Genomic DNA, 17,939 nt, shown 5'->3' on the forward strand with positions numbered 1-17,939 from the left:
ACAGGCGGATCCTCCACAGGACGCACCGGGCTCGACCAGCCCGTCGCACGCAGCTGGTAAGCAGGACACATGACCGACGTCAGCACGCCCGTTCCCGGATCCAGAGCCCTCGTCCTCGGTGGCGGAGGTGTCGCCGGCATCGCGTGGGAAGTCGGTGTCCTCGTCGCCCTGCAGGAAGCCGGCGTCGACCTCGACGCCGCCGACCTCGTCGTCGGCACCAGCGCCGGCAGCGTCGTCGGCGCGTTCGTCCGGAACGGTGCCGTCCAGCAGGCCTACGACCAGCAGCACACCCCGGCGCCGACCACCTACCAAGAGCCGGCCCCCATCGACGTCGAGGCCGTGCAGCAGCACATCGGCGCAGCACTGCAGGGCGCGACCGGCGAGCAGGACGCCCGGGCTCGACTCGGTCAGGCCGCCCAGCAGGTCGTCGGCGGACAGAGCGACGACGAGCGCACGGTGACCTTCGGCGAGACGCTGCCGTCCACCGAGTGGCCGGAGAAGCCGCTCGCCGTCACCGCGGTCGACGCCACCGACGGCACCTTCCGCCTGCTGACGGCGGCCGACGGCGTGCCGCTCCCCCGCGCGGTCGCGGCCAGCTGCTCGGTGCCCTTCGTCTGGACCCCGGTCACCATCGACGGCCGCCCCCACGTCGACGGTGGTGTCCGCTCCGGCACCAACGCCGACGCCGCTGCCGGGTACGAGCGCGTGCTCGTCATCGCCTGCGGCCCCGAAGGGCCGTCACCGTGCGGGCCGTGGCTCGACGTCGCCGTCGAGGCCCTGCGCGCCGGTGGTTCCTCGGTCGAGGTCGTGGTGGCGGACAGCGCCTCCCAGCAGGCCTTCGGCACGAACTCGCTCTCGCTCGCCACCCAGGCTCCGTCGGCCGAGGCCGGACACGCCCAGGGCACCGCGGTCGCCGAGCAGGTCGCCGCCTTCTGGGCCGAGGACCTGGCGAGCGTGCACGCATGAGCGCCCCGTTCTCCGACCTCGACCAGTACGTCGCGCTCCCCCGCGTCGACGGCATCGACATCAGTCCCGACGGCACCCGCGTCGCCCTGACGGTCAGTGCACTCGACGCGGACGGCACCGGGTACCGCCGGTCGATCTGGCAGGTGCCAGCAGACCCGGCCGAGGACGCGGACGACGCCGGCACACCCGCCGCGCGCCCGGTCCGCCTCACGCGCTCCGCCAAGGGCGAGGGCGGCATCGCCTTCACCCGCACCGGCGACCTGCTCTTCGTCTCCGCCCGGCCCGACGCCGACGCCACCGACCTCGAGGCCGCCCAGCTCTGGGTCCTGCCCGCGACCGGTGGCGAGGCCCGCCCGCTCACCCGCCTGGCCGGGGGCGTCGGTGGGGTCCTGGCCACCGCGGCGTCGTCGGACGTCGTCGCACTGACCGCCGACCTGCTGCCGGGCGCCGGGTCCGACCCCGCGACCGTGCTCGAAGCCGACGCGGAGCTCCGGAAGACCCGGAAGGACAAGCAGGTCCGCGCGATCCTGCACGAGACCTACCCGGTCCGGTACTGGGACCACGACCTCGGCCCGGCACAGACGCACGTCCTGACGCTCGACACGGCCGGCGGCGACACCGACGCGGCCGGTGAGGACACCGACAGCGTCGCAGCCGTCGCCAGCGCCGGACACGTCCGGCCCGTCGACCGCACACCGGCCCCCGGCCGCTCGCTCGACCACGTCAGCGGCGCGCTCACGCCCGACGGCTCGGCCTTGCTGGCATCCGTGGGCGTCCGGGAGGCCCGCGGGGACCGCTCGACGCTCGTCACCATCGACCTGTCCAGCGGCCACCGCACGGTGCTGTTCGACGACGTCGACGTCGACCACGAGATGCCGACACTCAGCCACGACGGCCGGACGATCGCCTGGGTCCGCACCGTCCGCTCCACCCCGGCCGGCGCGAACCAGCAGGAGGTCTGGGTCGCCGAGATCGACGGCTCCGACGCCCGCCGCGTCGCGACCGACTGGGACCGCTGGCCGAGCGAGCTCGTGTTCGAGCACGGCGACCGCGCGCTCCTGGCGGTCGCCGACCAGGACGGCCGCGCGCCGGTCTTCCGCATCCCCCTCGACGGCGGAGCCGTCGAGCAGCTGACGCACGACGACTGGGCGTACTCGAGCCTGCGCGTGGCGGCGGCGACGGGCGTGGTGGTGGCGCTCCGGGCCTCCTGGGCGGCCCCGCTGCACCCGGCGCGGATCGCGGCGGACGGCACTGTGACCCCGTTGGCGACGCCGGCGCCCCTGCCGGACGTGCCCGCCCACCTGGAAGAGGTCGAGACGACCGCAGCCGACGGCGTCCGCGTGCGCGGCTGGCTGGTCGTGCCCGAGGGCGAGGGACCGCACCCGCTCGTCCTGTGGATCCACGGCGGACCGCTCAACTCGTGGAACCAGTGGTCGTGGCGCTGGAACCCGATGCTGCTCGCAGCCCGGGGCTACGCCGTCCTGCTGCCGGATCCCGCGCTGTCCACCGGCTACGGACTCGACTTCGTGAACCGCGGCTGGAACGCCTGGGGGCAGGCGCCGTACACCGACCTGATGGCGATCACCGACGTGGTCGAGGCGCGGGCGGACATCGACGCGACCCGCACCGCTGCGATGGGCGGGTCGTTCGGCGGGTACATGGCGAACTGGGTCGCCGGGCACACCGACCGCTTCCGCGCGATCGTCACCCACGCGAGCCTGTGGGCGCTCGAGCAGTTCAACGGCACGACGGACTCGTCGCAGTACTGGTCGTCGATCTTCGACGCCGAGGGGATCGCGGCGAACGACCCGCACCGGTTCGTGGCCGAGATCACGTCACCGATGCTCGTCATCCACGGCGACAAGGACTACCGGGTGCCGATCGGCGAGGGGCTGCGGCTCTGGTCCGAGCTCGCGGAGCACCACGCGGCGCCCGACGGCTCGATGCCGCACCGGTTCCTGTACTTCCCGGACGAGAACCACTGGGTGCTCGCTCCGCAGCACGCCGTGGTCTGGTACGAGACGGTGTTCGCGTTCCTCGGGCAGCACGTGCTCGACCAGGAGTGGGAGCGGCCGGCGCTGCTCGGGTAGCGCACCCGTCCGGCGATCCGGGGCGGGCCGGGCGGGCCGCTAGACGAACGCGGCCTGCCCGGTGATCGCCCGACCGACGATCAGGGTGTTGACCTCGCGCGTGCCCTCGTACGAGTAGATCGCCTCGGCGTCGGCGAAGAACCGGGCCACGCCCTTGTCGAGCACGATGCCGTTGCCGCCCTGCACCTCGCGGCACCAGGCGACGGTCTCCCGCATCTTCGCGGTGGCGAACGCCTTGGCCATCGCGGAGTGCTCGTCGCCGCCGACGCCGGCGTCCTGCATGGCCGAGGCCTGCGTGCACAGTGCGATCGAGGCCGTGATGTTCGACAGCGACTTGACGAGCAGGTCCTGCACGAGCTGGTGCGCAGCGATCGGCTTGCCGAACTGGATCCGCTCGCGGGCGTAGGCCAGCGCGGCCTCGTACGCGCCGACGGCGATGCCGACGGCCTGCCAGGCGACCTCGGTGCGGGTCAGTCGGAGCACCTCGGCGGTCGAGCGGAACGACGTCGCGTTCTGCAGCCGACGCGACTCGGGCACCCGGACGTCCTGCATGACGATGTCGGCGTTCTGCACGCCGCGCAGGGCGATCTTGTCCTCGATCTTGGTCGCGGTGAAGCCCGCGGTGTCGGTGGTGACGAGGAAGCCCTTGACCTGACCGTCGGCGACGTCCTTCGCCCAGATCACGACGACGTCGGCGAAGGTGGCGTTGCCGATCCAGCGCTTCTCGCCGTCGAGCACCCACTCGTCGCCCTCGCGTCGGGCGGTGGTGCGCAGGCCCTTCGCCGAGTCACTGCCGGAGTACGGCTCGGTGAGCCCGAACGCCCCGACGATCTCACCCGTGGCCATCCGCGGGAGCCACTCGCGCTGCTGTTCGTCGCTGCCGGCGACCGCGATCGAGTTCATCGCCAGGCCGGACTGCACGCCGATGAAGGTGGCGACGCTCGCGTCCACACGTCCGAGTTCGAGGGCCGCCCAGCCGCGGTACACGGCCGAGTTCTCGAACTGCCGCACGAGCGGGACGCCCGGCCCGTACATGCCGAGCTCGGCCAGCGGCGCGATCACCTGCATCGGGAACTCGGCGCGCGCCCAGTACTCGTCGGCGATGGGCGCGACCTCGCGCTCGAGGTACTGCCGGAGCTGCCCGAGCGACGTGCGCTCCTGCTCCGTGAGCTGCTGCTGGAAGCCGTAGAAGTCCGATTCGAGCAGGGGCGTCGCGGGCATGGTCGTTGACATGGCAACCACGATGCATCATTCTCGAAAACGTTGCAAGAGAGGATCGCGTGTACACATCGGATTCAGCGCTGCGCGCCTTCCGGGAGGCCCGTCACACCTTCATCGCCGGCTCACGGATCGACATGGGGGCGTTGGCTGCAGCACTCGGCGTCGACCGCACGTCGCTGTTCCGCTGGGTCGGCAACCGTGACCGGTTGCTGTCCGAGATCCTGTGGTCCCTCGCAGTCCCGACCCTCGACGGGGCCACCCACGCCGCCGACGAGATCGGGGCGACCGGAGCGGCCCGGCTCGTCGTCGTGCTCGACCGGTTCACCGCCGACCTGATCGACGCCCCGTACTTCCGGGCGTTCCTGACCCGCGAACCCGCTCGGGCGATGCGTCTGCTCACCACCTCGGACAGCGACGTGCAGAGCCGGTTCGTCGCCCGGGTCACCGCACTCATCGAGCAGCAGGAGTCATCCGGTACGTTCGACCCGGCACCGTTGTCGGCCGAGGAGCTCGCACGGCTGCTCGTCCGGATCTCCGAGTCGTTCACCTACGCCGAGTTCATCTCCGGTGAGACCCCTGATCCCGACCGGGCCCGTGCGGCGTTCGAGTACGTCCTGCGGCCCGACGCGGTGCACGCCACACCCGCACCCCCGATCGGAGACCGATGACCATCGCCGAGTACCCGTTCCGTCGGACCTACCCCACCAGGTGGAACGACAACGACATGTTCGGGCACGTCAACAACACGATCTACTACTCGGCGATGGACAACGCGTCGACGTACTGGTTCCGCGAGGTCGCCGGGCTCGACCCGTTCTCGTCGGAGTGGATCGCCGTCCTGGTGTCGTCGAGCTGCCGGTTCGTCGAGTCCGCCGTCTGGCCGGACGTCATCGAGGTCGGGATGCGCTCGAAGCACCTCGGCACCACGAGCCTGTCGTGGGAGTTCGGCCTGTTCCGGCAGTCCGACGGTGCCCTGCTCGCCACGGGTGAGTTCGTGCACGTCATCATCGACCGCGAGGGCGCCCGCCGTCCGGTCCCGCTGCCCGCAGAACTCCGCGAGCTCGTGACCGGCTCGATGGTCGCGTCACAGCCCGCCGCCGCCGACTGAGGACCTCACTCCTTCAGAGCAGCGAGCTCGAGGTTGATGTCGTCGGGGTCCTGCACGGACAGGATCACCATGCCGGCGTCCCCGAGGTCGGTCACCTCGCCGTGCTCGACACCCGCGGCGTCGAGACGTGCGGCCGCCTGGTGCAGCTCGTCGACCGAACCCACGACGAAGCTCACGTGGTCGAGGCCGACGGTGTCCGGGTTGAACGTCTGCCCCGCCGGAGCGACCGGGCGCAGGCCGAAGACCTGGTCGCCGAGCTGGAACACGGATCCGCCGTAGAAGCGCTCGCGGTCCTCGCGCACGCCGGGCTCGTCGACCTGGTCGCTGAAGTCGATCGCCGGGTCGGTGCCGAGCAGCTGCTGGTAGAACGCCTTGCTGCGGTGGATGTCGGTCACGGTGACACGGACGTGGGCCAGGGCGGTCGGGCGTGCGAACGGTTCGGTCATGGTGGAGCTCCTCAGGGTTGCGCGCCGTGGTTGCGACGCGCTCCCGAGGCAACGCTCGGTCCCTCCGAAGCACCCGAGGCCGTGCGGCGACCGGACAGCCACGTACACGACGTTCCACACGCCGCAGAGCCGAAGTGCCCCCGAACCACGCGATCGCGCGGTTCGGGGGCACTTCGGTTGTGCAAGCGGCGCTGGACCCGAACGCCAGCGCCGCGGTCCGGTCAGATCAGGTCGTCGGTCAGGTGGTTCGGCGTGCCGAAGCGGTGCGCCGTGATCGACACCGCCTGCTCGCGGACGAACGGCAGGATCTCGAGCCGCCCGGCCTCGGTCACCGGGCCGCCGTACACCGCGACGTCCGGACGACCACCGACGGCCGAGGACAGCGCCGAGGTGTCGCCACCGATGAGCCGCACCCGAGTCGACGACCCCGAGGCGACCGAGCTCGCGAAGGCCGCGTCGGACACCGTCTGCGACAGCGAGCGGACGATCGGCAGCGAACGGATCGCCGCGGCGACGGTCGACGGCAGCGTCGCGGCCGTGGAGACCTCGATCGTCGTGCCGGCACGGAGCGCAGCGGCGACGACGCGGACGAGCTCGACCACCGAGGCGTCGAGGTCCGTGTCCGAGCCAGCAACCGCGGCCAGCCGCACCTGCACCGACGGGAACGGCAGGTACCGGGCGATGTTCCGCTCGGCGGAGAGCGCCGAGACGTCGGTCGCGGTGCCGAAGAGCGTCGACCAGGCCTGCTCGTCGGACGCGAGCGCACGGTCGAGCATCGGCGAGGCGACCTCGGCAGCCCGGGCGAACGCCGAGACCGGACCCGACACGGCGACACCGGACGCAGCGATCGCCGGTGCAGGCGTCCACGACCCGAGCCCGAGCAGGTAGTTCAGCCCACCGGCCTTCGTGCCGGCGCCCACCGCAGACTTCTTCCAGCCGCCGAACGGCTGACGGCGGACGATGGCGCCCGTGATGCCGCGGTTGACGTAGAGGTTGCCCGCCTGGATCCGCGACAGCCACGTGCCGATCTCGGCCGGGTCGAGCGAGTGCAGGCCCGAGGTCAGGCCGTAGTCGACCTCGTTCACGATGTCGATCGCCTCGTCGAGCGAGTCCGCGGTCATCATGCCGAGGATCGGGCCGAAGTACTCGGTGCGGTGGAACTCGGAGCCACGGCGGACGCCCTGTCGGACACCCGGGCTCCAGAGCCTGCCGGTCTCGTCGAGCTGCTTCGGCTCGACGGCCCAGGACTCCCCCGCGCCGAGCTTCGTCAGGCCGTCGAGCAGCTTGCCCGAGGCCGGCTCGATGACCGGGCCCATCTGGGTCGCGGCGTCGGTCGGGTAGCCCACCGTGAGCGAGGCCACCGCGTCGAGCAGCTGGTTCCGGAAGCGCTTCGACTTGGCGACCGAGCCGACCATGACGACGAGGGACGCTGCCGAGCACTTCTGGCCGGCGTGGCCGAAGGCCGAGGCGACGACGTCCTTCACGGCGAGGTCGAGGTCGGACGACGGCGTGACGATCACGGCGTTCTTGCCCGAGGTCTCGGCGAGCAGCGGCAGGTCGGGACGGAACGAGCGGAACAGCTCAGCCGTCTCGTACGCACCGGTGAGGATGACCTGGTCGACCATCGGGGACGCGATGAGCTGCTGCCCGAGGTCGTTCTCCGACACCTGCAGGAAGGCGAGCACGTCGGCCGGGGCCCCGTGCGCGTCGAGCGCGGTCTCGATGATCGAGGCGAGCACGGCCCCGGAGCGCTCGGCGGGCGGCGCGGGCTTCAGCACGACGGCCGACCCGGCCGCCAGCGCAGCGAGGGTCGATCCGGCGGGGATCGCCACGGGGAAGTTCCACGGCGGCGCGACCAGGGTCAGCGCCGCGGGCGTGAAGGTCGCACCGTCGACGTCGTCGAGCGAGGACGCCAGGGTGCCGTAGAAGTGCGCGAAGTCGATCGCCTCGGACACCTCGGGGTCGGCCTGGTCGATGGTCTTGCCGGTCTCCGACGCCATGACCTCGATGAGCGCGGCGCGGTTCGCCTCGAGTGCGTCGCCGACGGCGTGGAGCACGGCGCCACGTGCGCCACCGGACCAGGTGCCCCAGACCGCACCGGCGGCCTTGGCGCGGCCGAGCGCGGTGTCGAGCGCCGTGGCGGAGTCGACCCGGGCCTCCTGGACGGCGCGGACACCGAGCGTCGACGAGGCGACCCGCGCGGTGATGGCGTCGCCCCAGGCGCGGACGGCGCCGACCGAGGGGTCGCTGTCCGGGGTGTTCTCGAAGTGACCGGGGCCGGGGCGGCCGACGGCGGCGTACCGGTCGGCGACGCGGTGCGACGGCGGTGCGTCGAGTCCGCCGGGCTGCGCGAGCGGCTCGAGCGAGGCGCGGAAGCGGGCTTCCTCGCGGGCGAACAGCGGCGGCGAGGAGACCAGCGAGAAGACCGCGGACATGAAGTTGTCCTGCGACGCGCCCTCTTCCAGACGACGGATCAGGTAGGCGATCGCGACGTCGAACTCGCCCGGGTGGACGACCGGCGTGTAGAGCAGGAGCGAGCCGACCGTGTTCTTCACGGCCGACGCCTGCCCCTGCGCCATGCCGAGCAGCATCTCGAACTCGATGCCGTCCCGCACCCCGCGCTCACCGGCGAGCAGCCAGGCGTGCGCGACGTCGAACAGGTTGTGCCCGGCGACACCGACGCGGACGTTCTCGACGCGCGAGGGGGTGAGCGCCCAGTCGAGCACGCGCTTGTAGTTGGTGTCGGAGTCCTGCTTGGTGTGCCAGGTGGCGAGCGGCCAGCCGTGCACCGAGGCCTCGACCTGCTCCATCGGCAGGTTCGCGCCCTTGACCAGCCGGACCTTGATGCCGGCACCACCACGGGCACGGCGGGCGGCGGACCACTCCTGCAGCTCCTGCATCGCGGCGAGCGCGTCGGGCAGGTACGCCTGCAGCACGATGCCGGCTTCGAGGCCGAGGAACTCGGGCTCGTCGAGGAGCTTCGTGAAGACCGCGATGGTGAGGTCGAGGTCCTTGTACTCCTCCATGTCGAGGTTGATGAACTTGGCCGGGCTGGCGGCTGCGGCGCGCTGGAAGAGCGGTCGGAGCTGTTCGACGATGTCGTCGACCGCGTGGTCGAACGCCCACGGCGAGTGCGGGTGCACGGTCGAGGACACCTTGATCGAGACGTAGTCGACGTCGTCGCGGGCCAGCAGCTCGTGCGTGCCCTCGAGTCGGCGGGCGGCTTCGCGCTCGCCCAGCACGGCCTCGCCGAGCAGGTTGACGTTGAGGCGGACGCCGTCGCGCTTGATGCCGGCGATGGCCGGGCCGAGCTTGGAGTCGGTGGCGTCGACGATGAGGTGGCCGACCATGTTGCGGAGGACGCGTCGGGCGATGGGGACGACGACGTTCGGCAGCACCGGGGCCATGCCGCCGCCGAGTCGGACGAGTCCGCGGAGCGCGGCGGGCAGGAACCCGGGGGCGTCCGGGGCGATCTGTCGGAGCTTGCGGGCGGCGACGGCGAGGTCTTCCGGTCGCACGACCCCGTCGACGAACCCGACGGCGAAGTCGAGTCCCGCGGGGTCGGCGAGCACCCCGGCGAGCTGCTTCGCGGAGCCGTCGACCGGGTAGGTCTCGGCCTCGGCGAGCCACTGTCGGACGAGCGCGACGGACTGGTCCGCCAGGGCGTCGTGGTCGATGGCGGAGTCCTCGTGCAACGTCGTCATGGGTTCAGTGTGGAGGTCCGGGATGCGGTAGCGGAAGTGAGCGTTCCTGATGGATACCGTTCAGTTGCGCTACCGTTCCGGGCTCGGCCCGGCTAGCGTCGGACCATGCTCGACGTCCGCCGTCTCGTGCTCCTCCGTGAGCTGTCCATCCGCGGCACGATCGCGGCCGTCGCCGAGGCCGTGAACTTCACCCCGTCGGCGGTCTCGCAGCAGCTGAGCGCCCTGGAGCGGGAGGCCGGCGTGCAGCTCCTCCGCAAGGCCGGGCGACGGCTGCAGCTCACCCCGCAGGCCGAGGTGTTGGTCGCCGCGGCGGGCCAGGTGCTCGACGTCCTCGAGCACGCGCAGTCGCAGGTCGAGGAGACCCTGTCGTCCGTGCAGGGCCGCGTCCGGGTCGCCGTGTTCCAGTCCGCGGCCCTCGCCCTGATGCCGAGCGCCCTGCACGAGATGGCCACGGAACACCCCGACGTCCGGGTCGAGATGGTGCAGCGGGAACCGGAGACCGCACTGAACGAGACGTGGGCTCGCGACTTCGACATGGTGATCGCCGAGCAGTACCCGGCCCATGCCGCTCCGCACCTGCCCGGGCTCGACCGCTCCGACCTGACGACCGATGCGGTCCGGCTCGCCCTGCCCCCGCTCGACACGGCCCTGCGCCCGGTGGCGTCGCTCGAGGACGCGCGCACCATGCCCTGGGTGATGGAGCCCCGGGGCACCGCGTCGCGGCACTTCGCCGAGCAGGTCTGTCGGCGCTGGGGCTTCGAGCCCGACGTCCGGTACGAGACCGCCGACCTGCAGACGCAGATCCGCCTGGTCGAGTCGGGCAACGCCGTCAGCCTGATGCCGGACCTGATGTGGACCGGTCGGACGACGACCTGTCGGCTGCTCGAGCTGCCGGAGGGCCCCCGACGCACGATCTTCACGGTGGTGCGGTCCGCGGGGTCGTCGTCCCCGGCGGTCCGCGCACTCCGCGACGCGCTCGAGCGTGCGGCAGCAGCCGTCGCCGACTGATCCGCCGGCGCGTACGCCGTCCAGCGCACGCCATCCAGCGCACTCCCTCCAGCGCCGTGACCGGATCGAGACCTGTGCATCCGTCAGGATCTCGTGGACGCGGACATCTCCTGGATGAGGGCACCTGCCGGTGCCCCGACCGAATCCGAGGGGGATCCCATGAACCAGCCCTGCACCGCCACCACGCGACGGGTCACCGCCATCGGCGCAGCCGTCGCCATCGTCACCGCGTCGTCGGCGTTCGGCATCGGCACCGCGACCGCCGTCGCGGCCGAGCCCACGACCACCACGAGCACGGCGACACCCGGTATGCCCGTCGCGACGGGCGACACGGACGAGCAGCCGGGAGGCCCGTCCACCGACCCGACGCCGACCGCCGTCCCAGGAACGCCGGCACCAGAGCCCACGACACCCACCGCACCGGCCACGCCTGTGGCACCAGCGGCGCCGGCGGCGGCGGAGCCGACCCCGGCCGCCGAGGACGGCAGCGACCTCGCCTTCACGGAACCGTCCACTGCCGAGGACCCGATCGAGCTCACCGCCACCAGCGGCACGCCCTTCACCCGCACCTTCGAGACCACCGGCGGCGACGGCACCGTCGGCTACGCCATCCAGGACGCCCCGTCCTCCGACTACTGGGTCAACGTCGACACCGGTGTCCTGAGCGGCGACCCGAAGGAGGCCGGGACCTTCCGGTTCCAGGTCGTCGCCCTGAGCGGCTCGACGGAGATCACGCAGTACGTCGAGCTGACGGTCGCACCCGGCGACCCTGTGGGCGTGACGTTCAGTGTCGCCACCCCGAACCACGACGGGCTGTGGCAGGTCGAGACCGACGGCACGATCTGGGAACAGGCCGCTGGGCAGGGCCGCGTCCGCATCGTGCCCAACATCCCGGTCGCCGAGGGAACCCCGCTCACGCTCGCCGGCCTGGCGGTCGACGCGTCCGGCAACCGGACCACGCCGGGTCCGGACTACCCCCGGTCGACGCTCACGAGCACGGACGACTCCGACTCGGCGGTGTGGAACGACGGGGACTCCTCGAACACCGTGACCTTCGGCGGCACCGGCACCCGGACCGTGACGGTCTCCGAAGGGGGCGTCTCCACGTCGTTCGAGGTGGTGGTCGGCGCCGAGGACACCGACGAGCCCGCCGCCCCGGACACCATCGCGTTCACCGAGCCCTCGACGCCCGAGTCGCCGATCCGCATCGAGACCACCGCGGGCGAGCAGATCGAGCGCACCTTCAGCGCGACGGGGTCGTCGACGGAACTGCACTACGTCCTGCTGACCGGTCCGACGGCGTTCCCCGTGCCGGGCAACGAACACCCGATCGCACCGCTCGGCCTCGCCGTCGGTGACACGAGCGGGGTCCTGAGCGGTGCCCCGACGGTGGCCGGCGAGTACGACTTCCAGGTCATGGCCATGAACGGGTCCCGCGCTGCCACCCAGTACGTCCACCTGTCCATCCGTCCCGCCGCGACGAAGGAACTCAGCCTGCTCGTCGGCACGATCGGGTCCCCGAAGGGATGGCTCCGTGATGCCGAGGGCCTGCGCGAGGTCTTCGCGGAGAGCCCGAAGTCGATCCCGGTCGACGCCGTCCCGGTGGCCCAGGGGTCGACGATGGTCGTCCGGGTGACGGCCCTCGACGCGTTCGGGAACAGCACGAAGGAGTCCGACGGCGCGCAGCCGGTCGTGACGAGCAGCGTGGCCAGCGACGAAGTGACGCTGCCGTACGGCGAGTGGGAGCCCCGCGTCGGGTTCCCGCACGCCTCGCCGCACACCATCACGGTCGCCCTCGGTGACGTCTCGACCACGTTCGACGTGGACGTGCGGCCGACGGTCGCGACCGTCGGCAACCCGACCCCGACGGCAGGCGGCGGGCACCTCGCCTACACGGGCGCGGACGCCTCCGGGCCGCTCGCGTGGGCGCTGGGCCTGTTCGCCGCCGGCGGCGGTCTGCTGGTCCACCGTCTGCGTCGCCGTCGCGCCTGAGACGCGGCCCCAACGGACGGGAGGCGCGGTGCGGGCGTGCACCGCGCCTCCCGTCCGCCCTTCCGCACCCACAGGACGCGCCGCGCGTGCGGGGGTCAGGCGGTTTCCCGCACGCACCCCCAACCCGGGTCACATTCCGGTGAATCGTCACAGCCCGGCAACGTCATCCCGCTACGATCCGAGAACGCCGACATTCTCGGCAAATTCACATGATCCGGGCGAAGAGCCCGGACCGACCCCTGGGGGGAACCCGTGCACCGCAGCACCTCCACCGTCCGTCGCGCCTGCGCCGTCGGCACCACCGTCGCACTCGTGGGCCTGACCACCGGCCTCGGCATCATGACCGCGACGGCCGCCAACGCCGAGACGCTCGACACGACGCAGCCGGTCGTGGCTGCCGAGACGCCCGCCCCGGTCGTCTCCGACGAGACGCCCACGCCGACTGACCCGCCCGCCGAGACCGCGCCCGAGACCCCGGCTCCGGCCGAGGAGACCCCGGCGGCACCCACCCCCGAGGCCGGCGAGCCGGCCGCACCGGAGACCACCGCGCCTGCCGCCACCGAGGCCCCGAAGCCGACCGAGACGCCGAAGCCCGACGTCACGGCCAAGGCCGCCGACGCCACCGTCACCATCGAGGGCACGGCGAAGGTCGGCACCCGACTCGTCGCCGTCGTCACCGGCTTCGACGACGAGGCGGGGTACAAGTACTCGTGGACCGACCAGGACGGCAACGTCCTGTCGAAGGCCGCGAGCTACGTCGTCGACCCGACCGACGTCCGCAAGACCATCACCGTCGCCGTGACGGGCACGCTGCCCGGCGCGACCGAGACCTCCACGGTCGAGTCCGAGGCCACCGCGGCCGTGACGCAGACGCCGGCGTTCCTCGGCGAGGACGGCCAGCCCACCGAGGCCGGCGCCACGCAGGACAGCCCGCTCGAGCTGAGCACCGCCGCCGGTGACGCCTTCTCGCACACCTTCCGTGCGCAGGGCTTCCCGGAGCCGAAGTACAGCCTCGCCTGGTTCTCCGAGGACGATGCCGAGTACGCCGAGGAGTTCCCCGAGGACGAGGCGGCCCCCGAGGACCAGCTCCCCGACGGTCTGACCTTCGACGCCTCGACCGGTGAACTCAGCGGCGTCACGACCGACGCGTGGGACTACGAGTTCGCGGTGACCGCGACGAGCGGAACCGAGTCCGTCACCCAGTACGTGTCACTCACCGTCGAAGCCGGCGCTCCGCTCGGCGTGCAGGTCTACACGATCGACCGTTCGCAGCTGGAAGCCGAGAAGCAGCGCTCGTGGGTCATCGCGCCCGACGGCTCCGTCTACACGGTCGACGCCGAGTCCACCGACGACTCCTTCTCGGTCGTGTTCACCGACGGCGGTCGTCCGACCGTGAAGCAGGGCGGCACGCTCGTCGTCCAGGGCGGGCTCGTCGACCGGTACGGCAACGACATCCTGGCCGACGAGGACGAGACGGTCCTGCCGACCGTCACGTCGGACGTCGCCAGCGACGTGATCGCTCCGGACCCCGAACTCGGTGACTTCGGCATCGTCGGCGTCACGTTCCCGCACGCCTCGGTGCACAACCTGTCCGTCGCCTTCGGTTCGTTCAGCACGTCGTTCGCCGTCGACGTCCAGCCGACCGCGGTCGCCGGCATCGCCGACCCGACCCCGGTCGCACCGGCAGCGGCCCCGGTCGCCCCGGTCGCCCCGGTCAACACCGGTGGCCAGCTCGCCTACACCGGCTCGGACACCACCGACGCACTGCCGTGGGCCCTGGGCCTGCTCGTCGCCGGTGCCGGCCTCATCGGCGCCCGCTTCGCGCGCCGTCGCCGCGCCCAGCGCTGACACCCTGAGACGTCTCCCGTCCGTCGCGTGCCCGCGCGGTGGACGGGAGGCCCGTGACGGCCCCGCCTGCTCCTCCACCGGAGCAGGCGGGGCCGTTTCCGCATCCGCGCCCGGCCGGGTCCGCGCCGGTAGCGTTGGCGACATGCCCACGCTGCTGCACATCGACTCCTCGGCCGACCTGTCCCACTCCCGCTCGCGCGCCTTGACTGCGGCCTTCGCCGACGCCTGGCGCGCCCGCGGCCCGGAGTACACGGTCGTCCGGCGGGACCTGCACGTCGACCAGCTCCCCCACCTCGAGAGCTCGGCGCTGCACTGGGCCGCCGCAGACCGCACCGCGGAGGAGACCGTCGCGCCCGAGGCAGAGGCCCTGCGTCAGGCGGTCATCGACGAGCTCCTGGCCGCCGACGTCGTCGTGGTGGGTGCGCCGCTGTACAACTACACCGTGCCGTCGACCTTGAAGGCCTGGATCGACCGCATCCACGTGCCCGGCATCCTGACCGGCGGCGTGCAGCCCCTGGCCGGCCGCCCCGTCGTCACCGTGGTGAGCCGCGGAGCCACCTACGACGCCGGCACCCCGACCGAGGGCTGGGACCACGGCTCCCCCGTCCTGCACATCGTGCTCGGCACCGCGCTCGGCATGAAGCTGTACCCGATCACCGTCAGCGCGACCCTGGCCGACCGGCTGCCGGATCTCGCACCGCTGGCTCAGCACGCCGCCGCGGAGTTCGCCGACGCGAAGACGACGATCGAGCGGCTCGCGACGACGCTCGGCTGACCCGCGCGTCCGTGGCCCTCGTCAGGCGGGCCGGACCTCGTCGGCCCGCCCGAGCAGGTCTGCGTGGAAGGCCGTCTGCGTCAGCGCGCTCGCGAGCAGGAACCCGGTCATCGACTCGATCCCACCGCTGAAGGGCACCCGGGCGGCGACCTCGAACAGCGTCGGACGGGCCAGCGCGTCGAGGGCCGCCGCGACGTGACGTGAGCGTTCCTCCCGGTGCCGGGCCAGGGTCTGCGCGCGGGTGACGACGTCACGGAACCGGTACTCGTGCCCCGGGCAGACCTCGAGGTCGGAGTACGGCTCGAGCCGCGCGAGCGAGGCGAGGTAGTCCCCGAGCGGGTTCGTGCCGGTCCGGCCTCCGAGCCCGATGCCGGAGTTGATCCGCGGCAGCACGTGGTCGCCGGAGAACAGCAGACCGTCGGGCTCGTCGAGGAAGCAGACGTGCCCGGCCGTGTGCCCCGGAGTCCACAGTGTGCGGATCGTCCGGCCGGGGATCGGCAGCGGGTCGCCGTCCTCGAGCAGCACGTCGGCGAACGGCGCCTCGATCCGGCCCATCCCGATCCGGCGACCGCTGCCCCACGCCTCGACGACCCCGGCAAGCAGGTGCTCCGGCAGCCCCCACGTCGCGATGTCCGCGTCGTTCCGCTCCGCGTCGGTGCGCTCCCGTTCGAGCGCGCGCACCTCGAGGCCGTGCATCGCCACCCGGGCACCCGTCGCCCGACGGACGGCCGCCGCGGCGCCCAGGTGGTCCGCGTGCAGGTGCGTCACGGCCACGAGCGACACGTCGTCCAGGGTGCGTCCGATCGCGGCGAGCCCGTCCCGCAGCTCGGCGAGCCCACCGTCGGCCGACCACCCGGGGTCGATCACCGCGAGCGAGCCGTCCGACCCCTCGACGACGTAGACGAGGGTCGCATCGGGCACCCCGAACCGGAACGGCACCGCGAGGGTCCAGATGCCCGGCCGGACCTGCTCGACGGGTGGCAGGACGCCGTCGCGGAGCGCGGCGGACTGCACGGGGCTGATCGGTTCCGGGGCCGGCGCTGCCGGCGGGGGCACGGTCGTCACGCGGGCCACCATACCGACGCCGCGAGTCCATGCTGCAGGAGCAGTACCGTGCAATCTATTGTTTCACCTTTGGTATTCCACTATGTCGCTTTTAGTGCATGATGAGCAGAAATGGTCGGGTGCCGGCACTGGACCCGACCATTTCTGCTCACCGAGCACATCCACCGGGCGGAGCACGGGCCTCCAGGCAGACAGCCCTGCCGACGCGCGCGAGTACACAGGACGCATGGAGATCGCACCGATGCTCGCCAAGGCCGTCGCCACCGTCCCCGACCCGGACAGCACGAAGGGCGGGCTGCGGTACGAACCGAAGTGGGACGGCTTCCGTGGGATCGTGACCATCGACGGTGACGACGTCGAGATCGGCAGTCGCGGGTCCAAGCCGCTCACCCGGTACTTCCCCGAGCTCGTCGAGGCGTTCCGCGCGCAGTTCGGCGGCCGCGACCACCCGGTCGTCCTGGACGGCGAGGTGATCCTGCGCTCCGGCGAGCCCGGCGCCGAGCGGCTGGACTGGGAGGCGCTGTCGCAGCGCATCCACCCGGCGGCCTCACGGATCGCGAAGCTCAGCGTCGAGACCCCTGCGCAGTTCGTGGCGTTCGATCTGCTGGCGGTCGACGGACAGGAGGTCCTCGACCTGCCCTTCGACGAGCGCCGCGAGCGCCTGGAGCAACTCGGCGACGCGATGACCGACCCGCTCTTCGTCACCCGCACCACGCTGGACGTCGAACAGGCGCGCGAATGGCTCACCACCTTCGAGGGCGCCGGGCTCGACGGCGTCGTCGCGAAGCCGCGCGCACGGCCCTACGAACCGAACAAGCGCTCGATGCTCAAGATCAAGCACCACCGCACCGCCGACGTCGTCGCCATCGGCTACCGCGTGCACAAGAGCGGCTCCGGCGTCGGGTCCCTGCTGGTCGGCCTGTACGACGCGGACGGCGAGCTCCGCCAGGTCGGCGGCGTCTCCGCCTTCTCCGACAAGCGCCGGGCCGCGTTGATCGACGAGCTCGAGCCCGTCGTGCTCCGCGATGCGGACGGGAGGCCCGTCACCGGTGACGGGGAACGGTCACGGTTCTCGTCGGGTCGCGACACGTCGTTCGTCCGGCTGGCGCCGGAGCTGGTGCTCGAGGTCCGGTACGACCAGATGGAGGGCGACCGGTTCCGGCACACCGTGCAGTTCGAGCGGTGGCGACCCGACCGTGACGCGACGTCGTGCGGGTTCGAGCAGCTCGAGGTGCCGAGTGCGTACGACCTGAGCGACGTGCTGTCCTGACGCGGAACGCACTGCGGTGTCCGTTTGTCGCTGTTCTGTCACGTTCGGCGAAAAGTAGTTAGCCGAACTAGCGAAGCCGTGCCAGGATGATGTCAGCAGCACGAGGCGTCCAGTCCGGACGCCCGGATCGAAAGCGGTCGACATGAGCACCAGCACGCTTGTCCGCCACCCGCGGCGGAGCCCCTTCACAGAAGTCCGAGAGGCACGGCGCCAGCGCGTCCTGCAGCTCAGCGCGGTCATCAGCGCCATCGCCGGCGTGACCGCCACGGCGCTCGCACTCGTCACGGTCGGACTCGGCTCGTGATCGTCGACGGCATCACCGACGTGCACCGCGGCACCTGGTCGCGGCTCACCCGCCTGCACACCGCCAGCATCGGGTTGCCGACGCACACCACGCGCGTCGAGGACCCGGACCGTCAGCGGGACGTCTCCTCCGCAGCCTGAGG

The 17,939-nt window shown here is 72.1% G+C and carries 15 protein-coding genes; 11 read left to right on the forward strand and 4 right to left on the reverse strand.

What is annotated here, in order from left to right:
- Positions 1–69 precede the first annotated feature (69 nt).
- Both H7A73_RS08180 and H7A73_RS08185 read left to right on the forward strand, forming a co-directional pair.
- The gene (locus tag H7A73_RS08180) at positions 70–966 is read left to right on the forward strand and encodes a patatin-like phospholipase family protein (protein WP_182065541.1); all 897 of its coding nucleotides are present in this window, start codon (positions 70–72) and stop codon (positions 964–966) included.
- Entirely contained in the window at positions 963–3,056 is a 2,094-nt protein-coding gene (locus H7A73_RS08185) for a S9 family peptidase (RefSeq protein WP_182065543.1), read from the forward strand. Before H7A73_RS08180 ends, H7A73_RS08185 begins: the two co-directional genes overlap by 4 nt.
- A 39-nt stretch (positions 3,057–3,095) precedes the next feature.
- Here H7A73_RS08185 and H7A73_RS08190 read toward each other — a convergent pair whose 3' ends face one another.
- On the reverse strand, positions 3,096–4,277 hold the full coding sequence (locus tag H7A73_RS08190; RefSeq protein ID WP_182065579.1) for an acyl-CoA dehydrogenase family protein: 1,182 nt from the start codon (positions 4,275–4,277) through the stop codon (positions 3,096–3,098).
- A 59-nt stretch (positions 4,278–4,336) separates the two neighbouring features.
- Between H7A73_RS08190 and H7A73_RS08195 the strand changes: the two genes are divergently transcribed.
- Together H7A73_RS08195 and H7A73_RS08200 are read left to right on the forward strand one after the other, a co-directional pair.
- Positions 4,337–4,945, forward strand: a complete 609-nt coding sequence (locus H7A73_RS08195) for a QsdR family transcriptional regulator (protein WP_071247243.1) — start codon at positions 4,337–4,339, stop codon at positions 4,943–4,945.
- Positions 4,942–5,385: an acyl-CoA thioesterase gene (locus H7A73_RS08200; RefSeq protein ID WP_182065545.1), complete on the forward strand. Its 444-nt coding sequence runs from the start codon at positions 4,942–4,944 to the stop codon at positions 5,383–5,385. Before H7A73_RS08195 ends, H7A73_RS08200 begins: the two co-directional genes overlap by 4 nt.
- 5 nt (positions 5,386–5,390) lie before the next feature.
- Here the strand turns inward: H7A73_RS08200 and H7A73_RS08205 are convergent, their stop codons facing one another.
- Together H7A73_RS08205 and H7A73_RS08210 are read right to left on the reverse strand one after the other, a co-directional pair.
- Entirely contained in the window at positions 5,391–5,831 is a 441-nt protein-coding gene (locus H7A73_RS08205; protein ID WP_182065547.1) for a VOC family protein, read from the reverse strand.
- Between the two features lie 221 nt (positions 5,832–6,052).
- The gene (locus H7A73_RS08210; RefSeq protein ID WP_182065549.1) at positions 6,053–9,535 is read right to left on the reverse strand and encodes a proline dehydrogenase family protein; all 3,483 of its coding nucleotides are present in this window, start codon (positions 9,533–9,535) and stop codon (positions 6,053–6,055) included.
- A 105-nt stretch (positions 9,536–9,640) separates the two neighbouring features.
- On the opposite strand from H7A73_RS08210, the gene H7A73_RS08215 reads away from it, so the two are divergent.
- The 4 genes from H7A73_RS08215 to H7A73_RS08230 all read left to right on the forward strand — a co-directional run bounded on the left by H7A73_RS08215 (position 9,641) and on the right by H7A73_RS08230 (position 15,158).
- A complete protein-coding gene (locus tag H7A73_RS08215; protein WP_182065551.1) occupies positions 9,641–10,543 on the forward strand; it encodes a LysR substrate-binding domain-containing protein in 903 nt (300 codons plus the stop codon).
- A 159-nt stretch (positions 10,544–10,702) separates the two neighbouring features.
- On the forward strand, positions 10,703–12,535 hold the full coding sequence (locus H7A73_RS08220; RefSeq protein ID WP_182065553.1) for a hypothetical protein: 1,833 nt from the start codon (positions 10,703–10,705) through the stop codon (positions 12,533–12,535).
- Positions 12,536–12,787: 252 nt separating this feature from the next.
- Positions 12,788–14,383, forward strand: a complete 1,596-nt coding sequence (locus tag H7A73_RS08225; protein ID WP_182065555.1) for a putative Ig domain-containing protein — start codon at positions 12,788–12,790, stop codon at positions 14,381–14,383.
- A gap of 142 nt (positions 14,384–14,525) precedes the next feature.
- Positions 14,526–15,158: an FMN-dependent NADH-azoreductase gene (locus H7A73_RS08230; protein ID WP_182065556.1), complete on the forward strand. Its 633-nt coding sequence runs from the start codon at positions 14,526–14,528 to the stop codon at positions 15,156–15,158.
- A gap of 21 nt (positions 15,159–15,179) precedes the next feature.
- Here the strand turns inward: H7A73_RS08230 and H7A73_RS08235 are convergent, their stop codons facing one another.
- Positions 15,180–16,223 carry an MBL fold metallo-hydrolase gene (locus H7A73_RS08235; protein ID WP_182065557.1) on the reverse strand — a complete coding sequence of 348 codons (1,044 nt, stop codon included), beginning with the start codon at positions 16,221–16,223 and terminating at the stop codon, positions 15,180–15,182.
- 226 nt (positions 16,224–16,449) lie between these two features.
- Between H7A73_RS08235 and H7A73_RS08240 the strand changes: the two genes are divergently transcribed.
- The 3 genes from H7A73_RS08240 (at position 16,450) to H7A73_RS08250 (ending at position 17,937) form a co-directional block, all read left to right on the forward strand.
- Positions 16,450–17,493: an ATP-dependent DNA ligase gene (locus H7A73_RS08240; RefSeq protein ID WP_182065558.1), complete on the forward strand. Its 1,044-nt coding sequence runs from the start codon at positions 16,450–16,452 to the stop codon at positions 17,491–17,493.
- A gap of 142 nt (positions 17,494–17,635) precedes the next feature.
- Complete coding sequence (locus H7A73_RS08245; RefSeq protein WP_163343780.1) at positions 17,636–17,797, forward strand: hypothetical protein; 162 nt, start codon at positions 17,636–17,638, stop codon at positions 17,795–17,797.
- Positions 17,794–17,937, forward strand: a complete 144-nt coding sequence (locus tag H7A73_RS08250) for a hypothetical protein (protein WP_155896788.1) — start codon at positions 17,794–17,796, stop codon at positions 17,935–17,937. The genes H7A73_RS08245 and H7A73_RS08250 overlap by 4 nt, the downstream gene beginning before the upstream one ends.
- Positions 17,938–17,939 lie beyond the last annotated feature (2 nt).

It is taken from the genome of Curtobacterium sp. ME12, from assembly GCF_903970855.1.
Classification (GTDB): domain Bacteria; phylum Actinomycetota; class Actinomycetes; order Actinomycetales; family Microbacteriaceae; genus Curtobacterium; species Curtobacterium poinsettiae_A.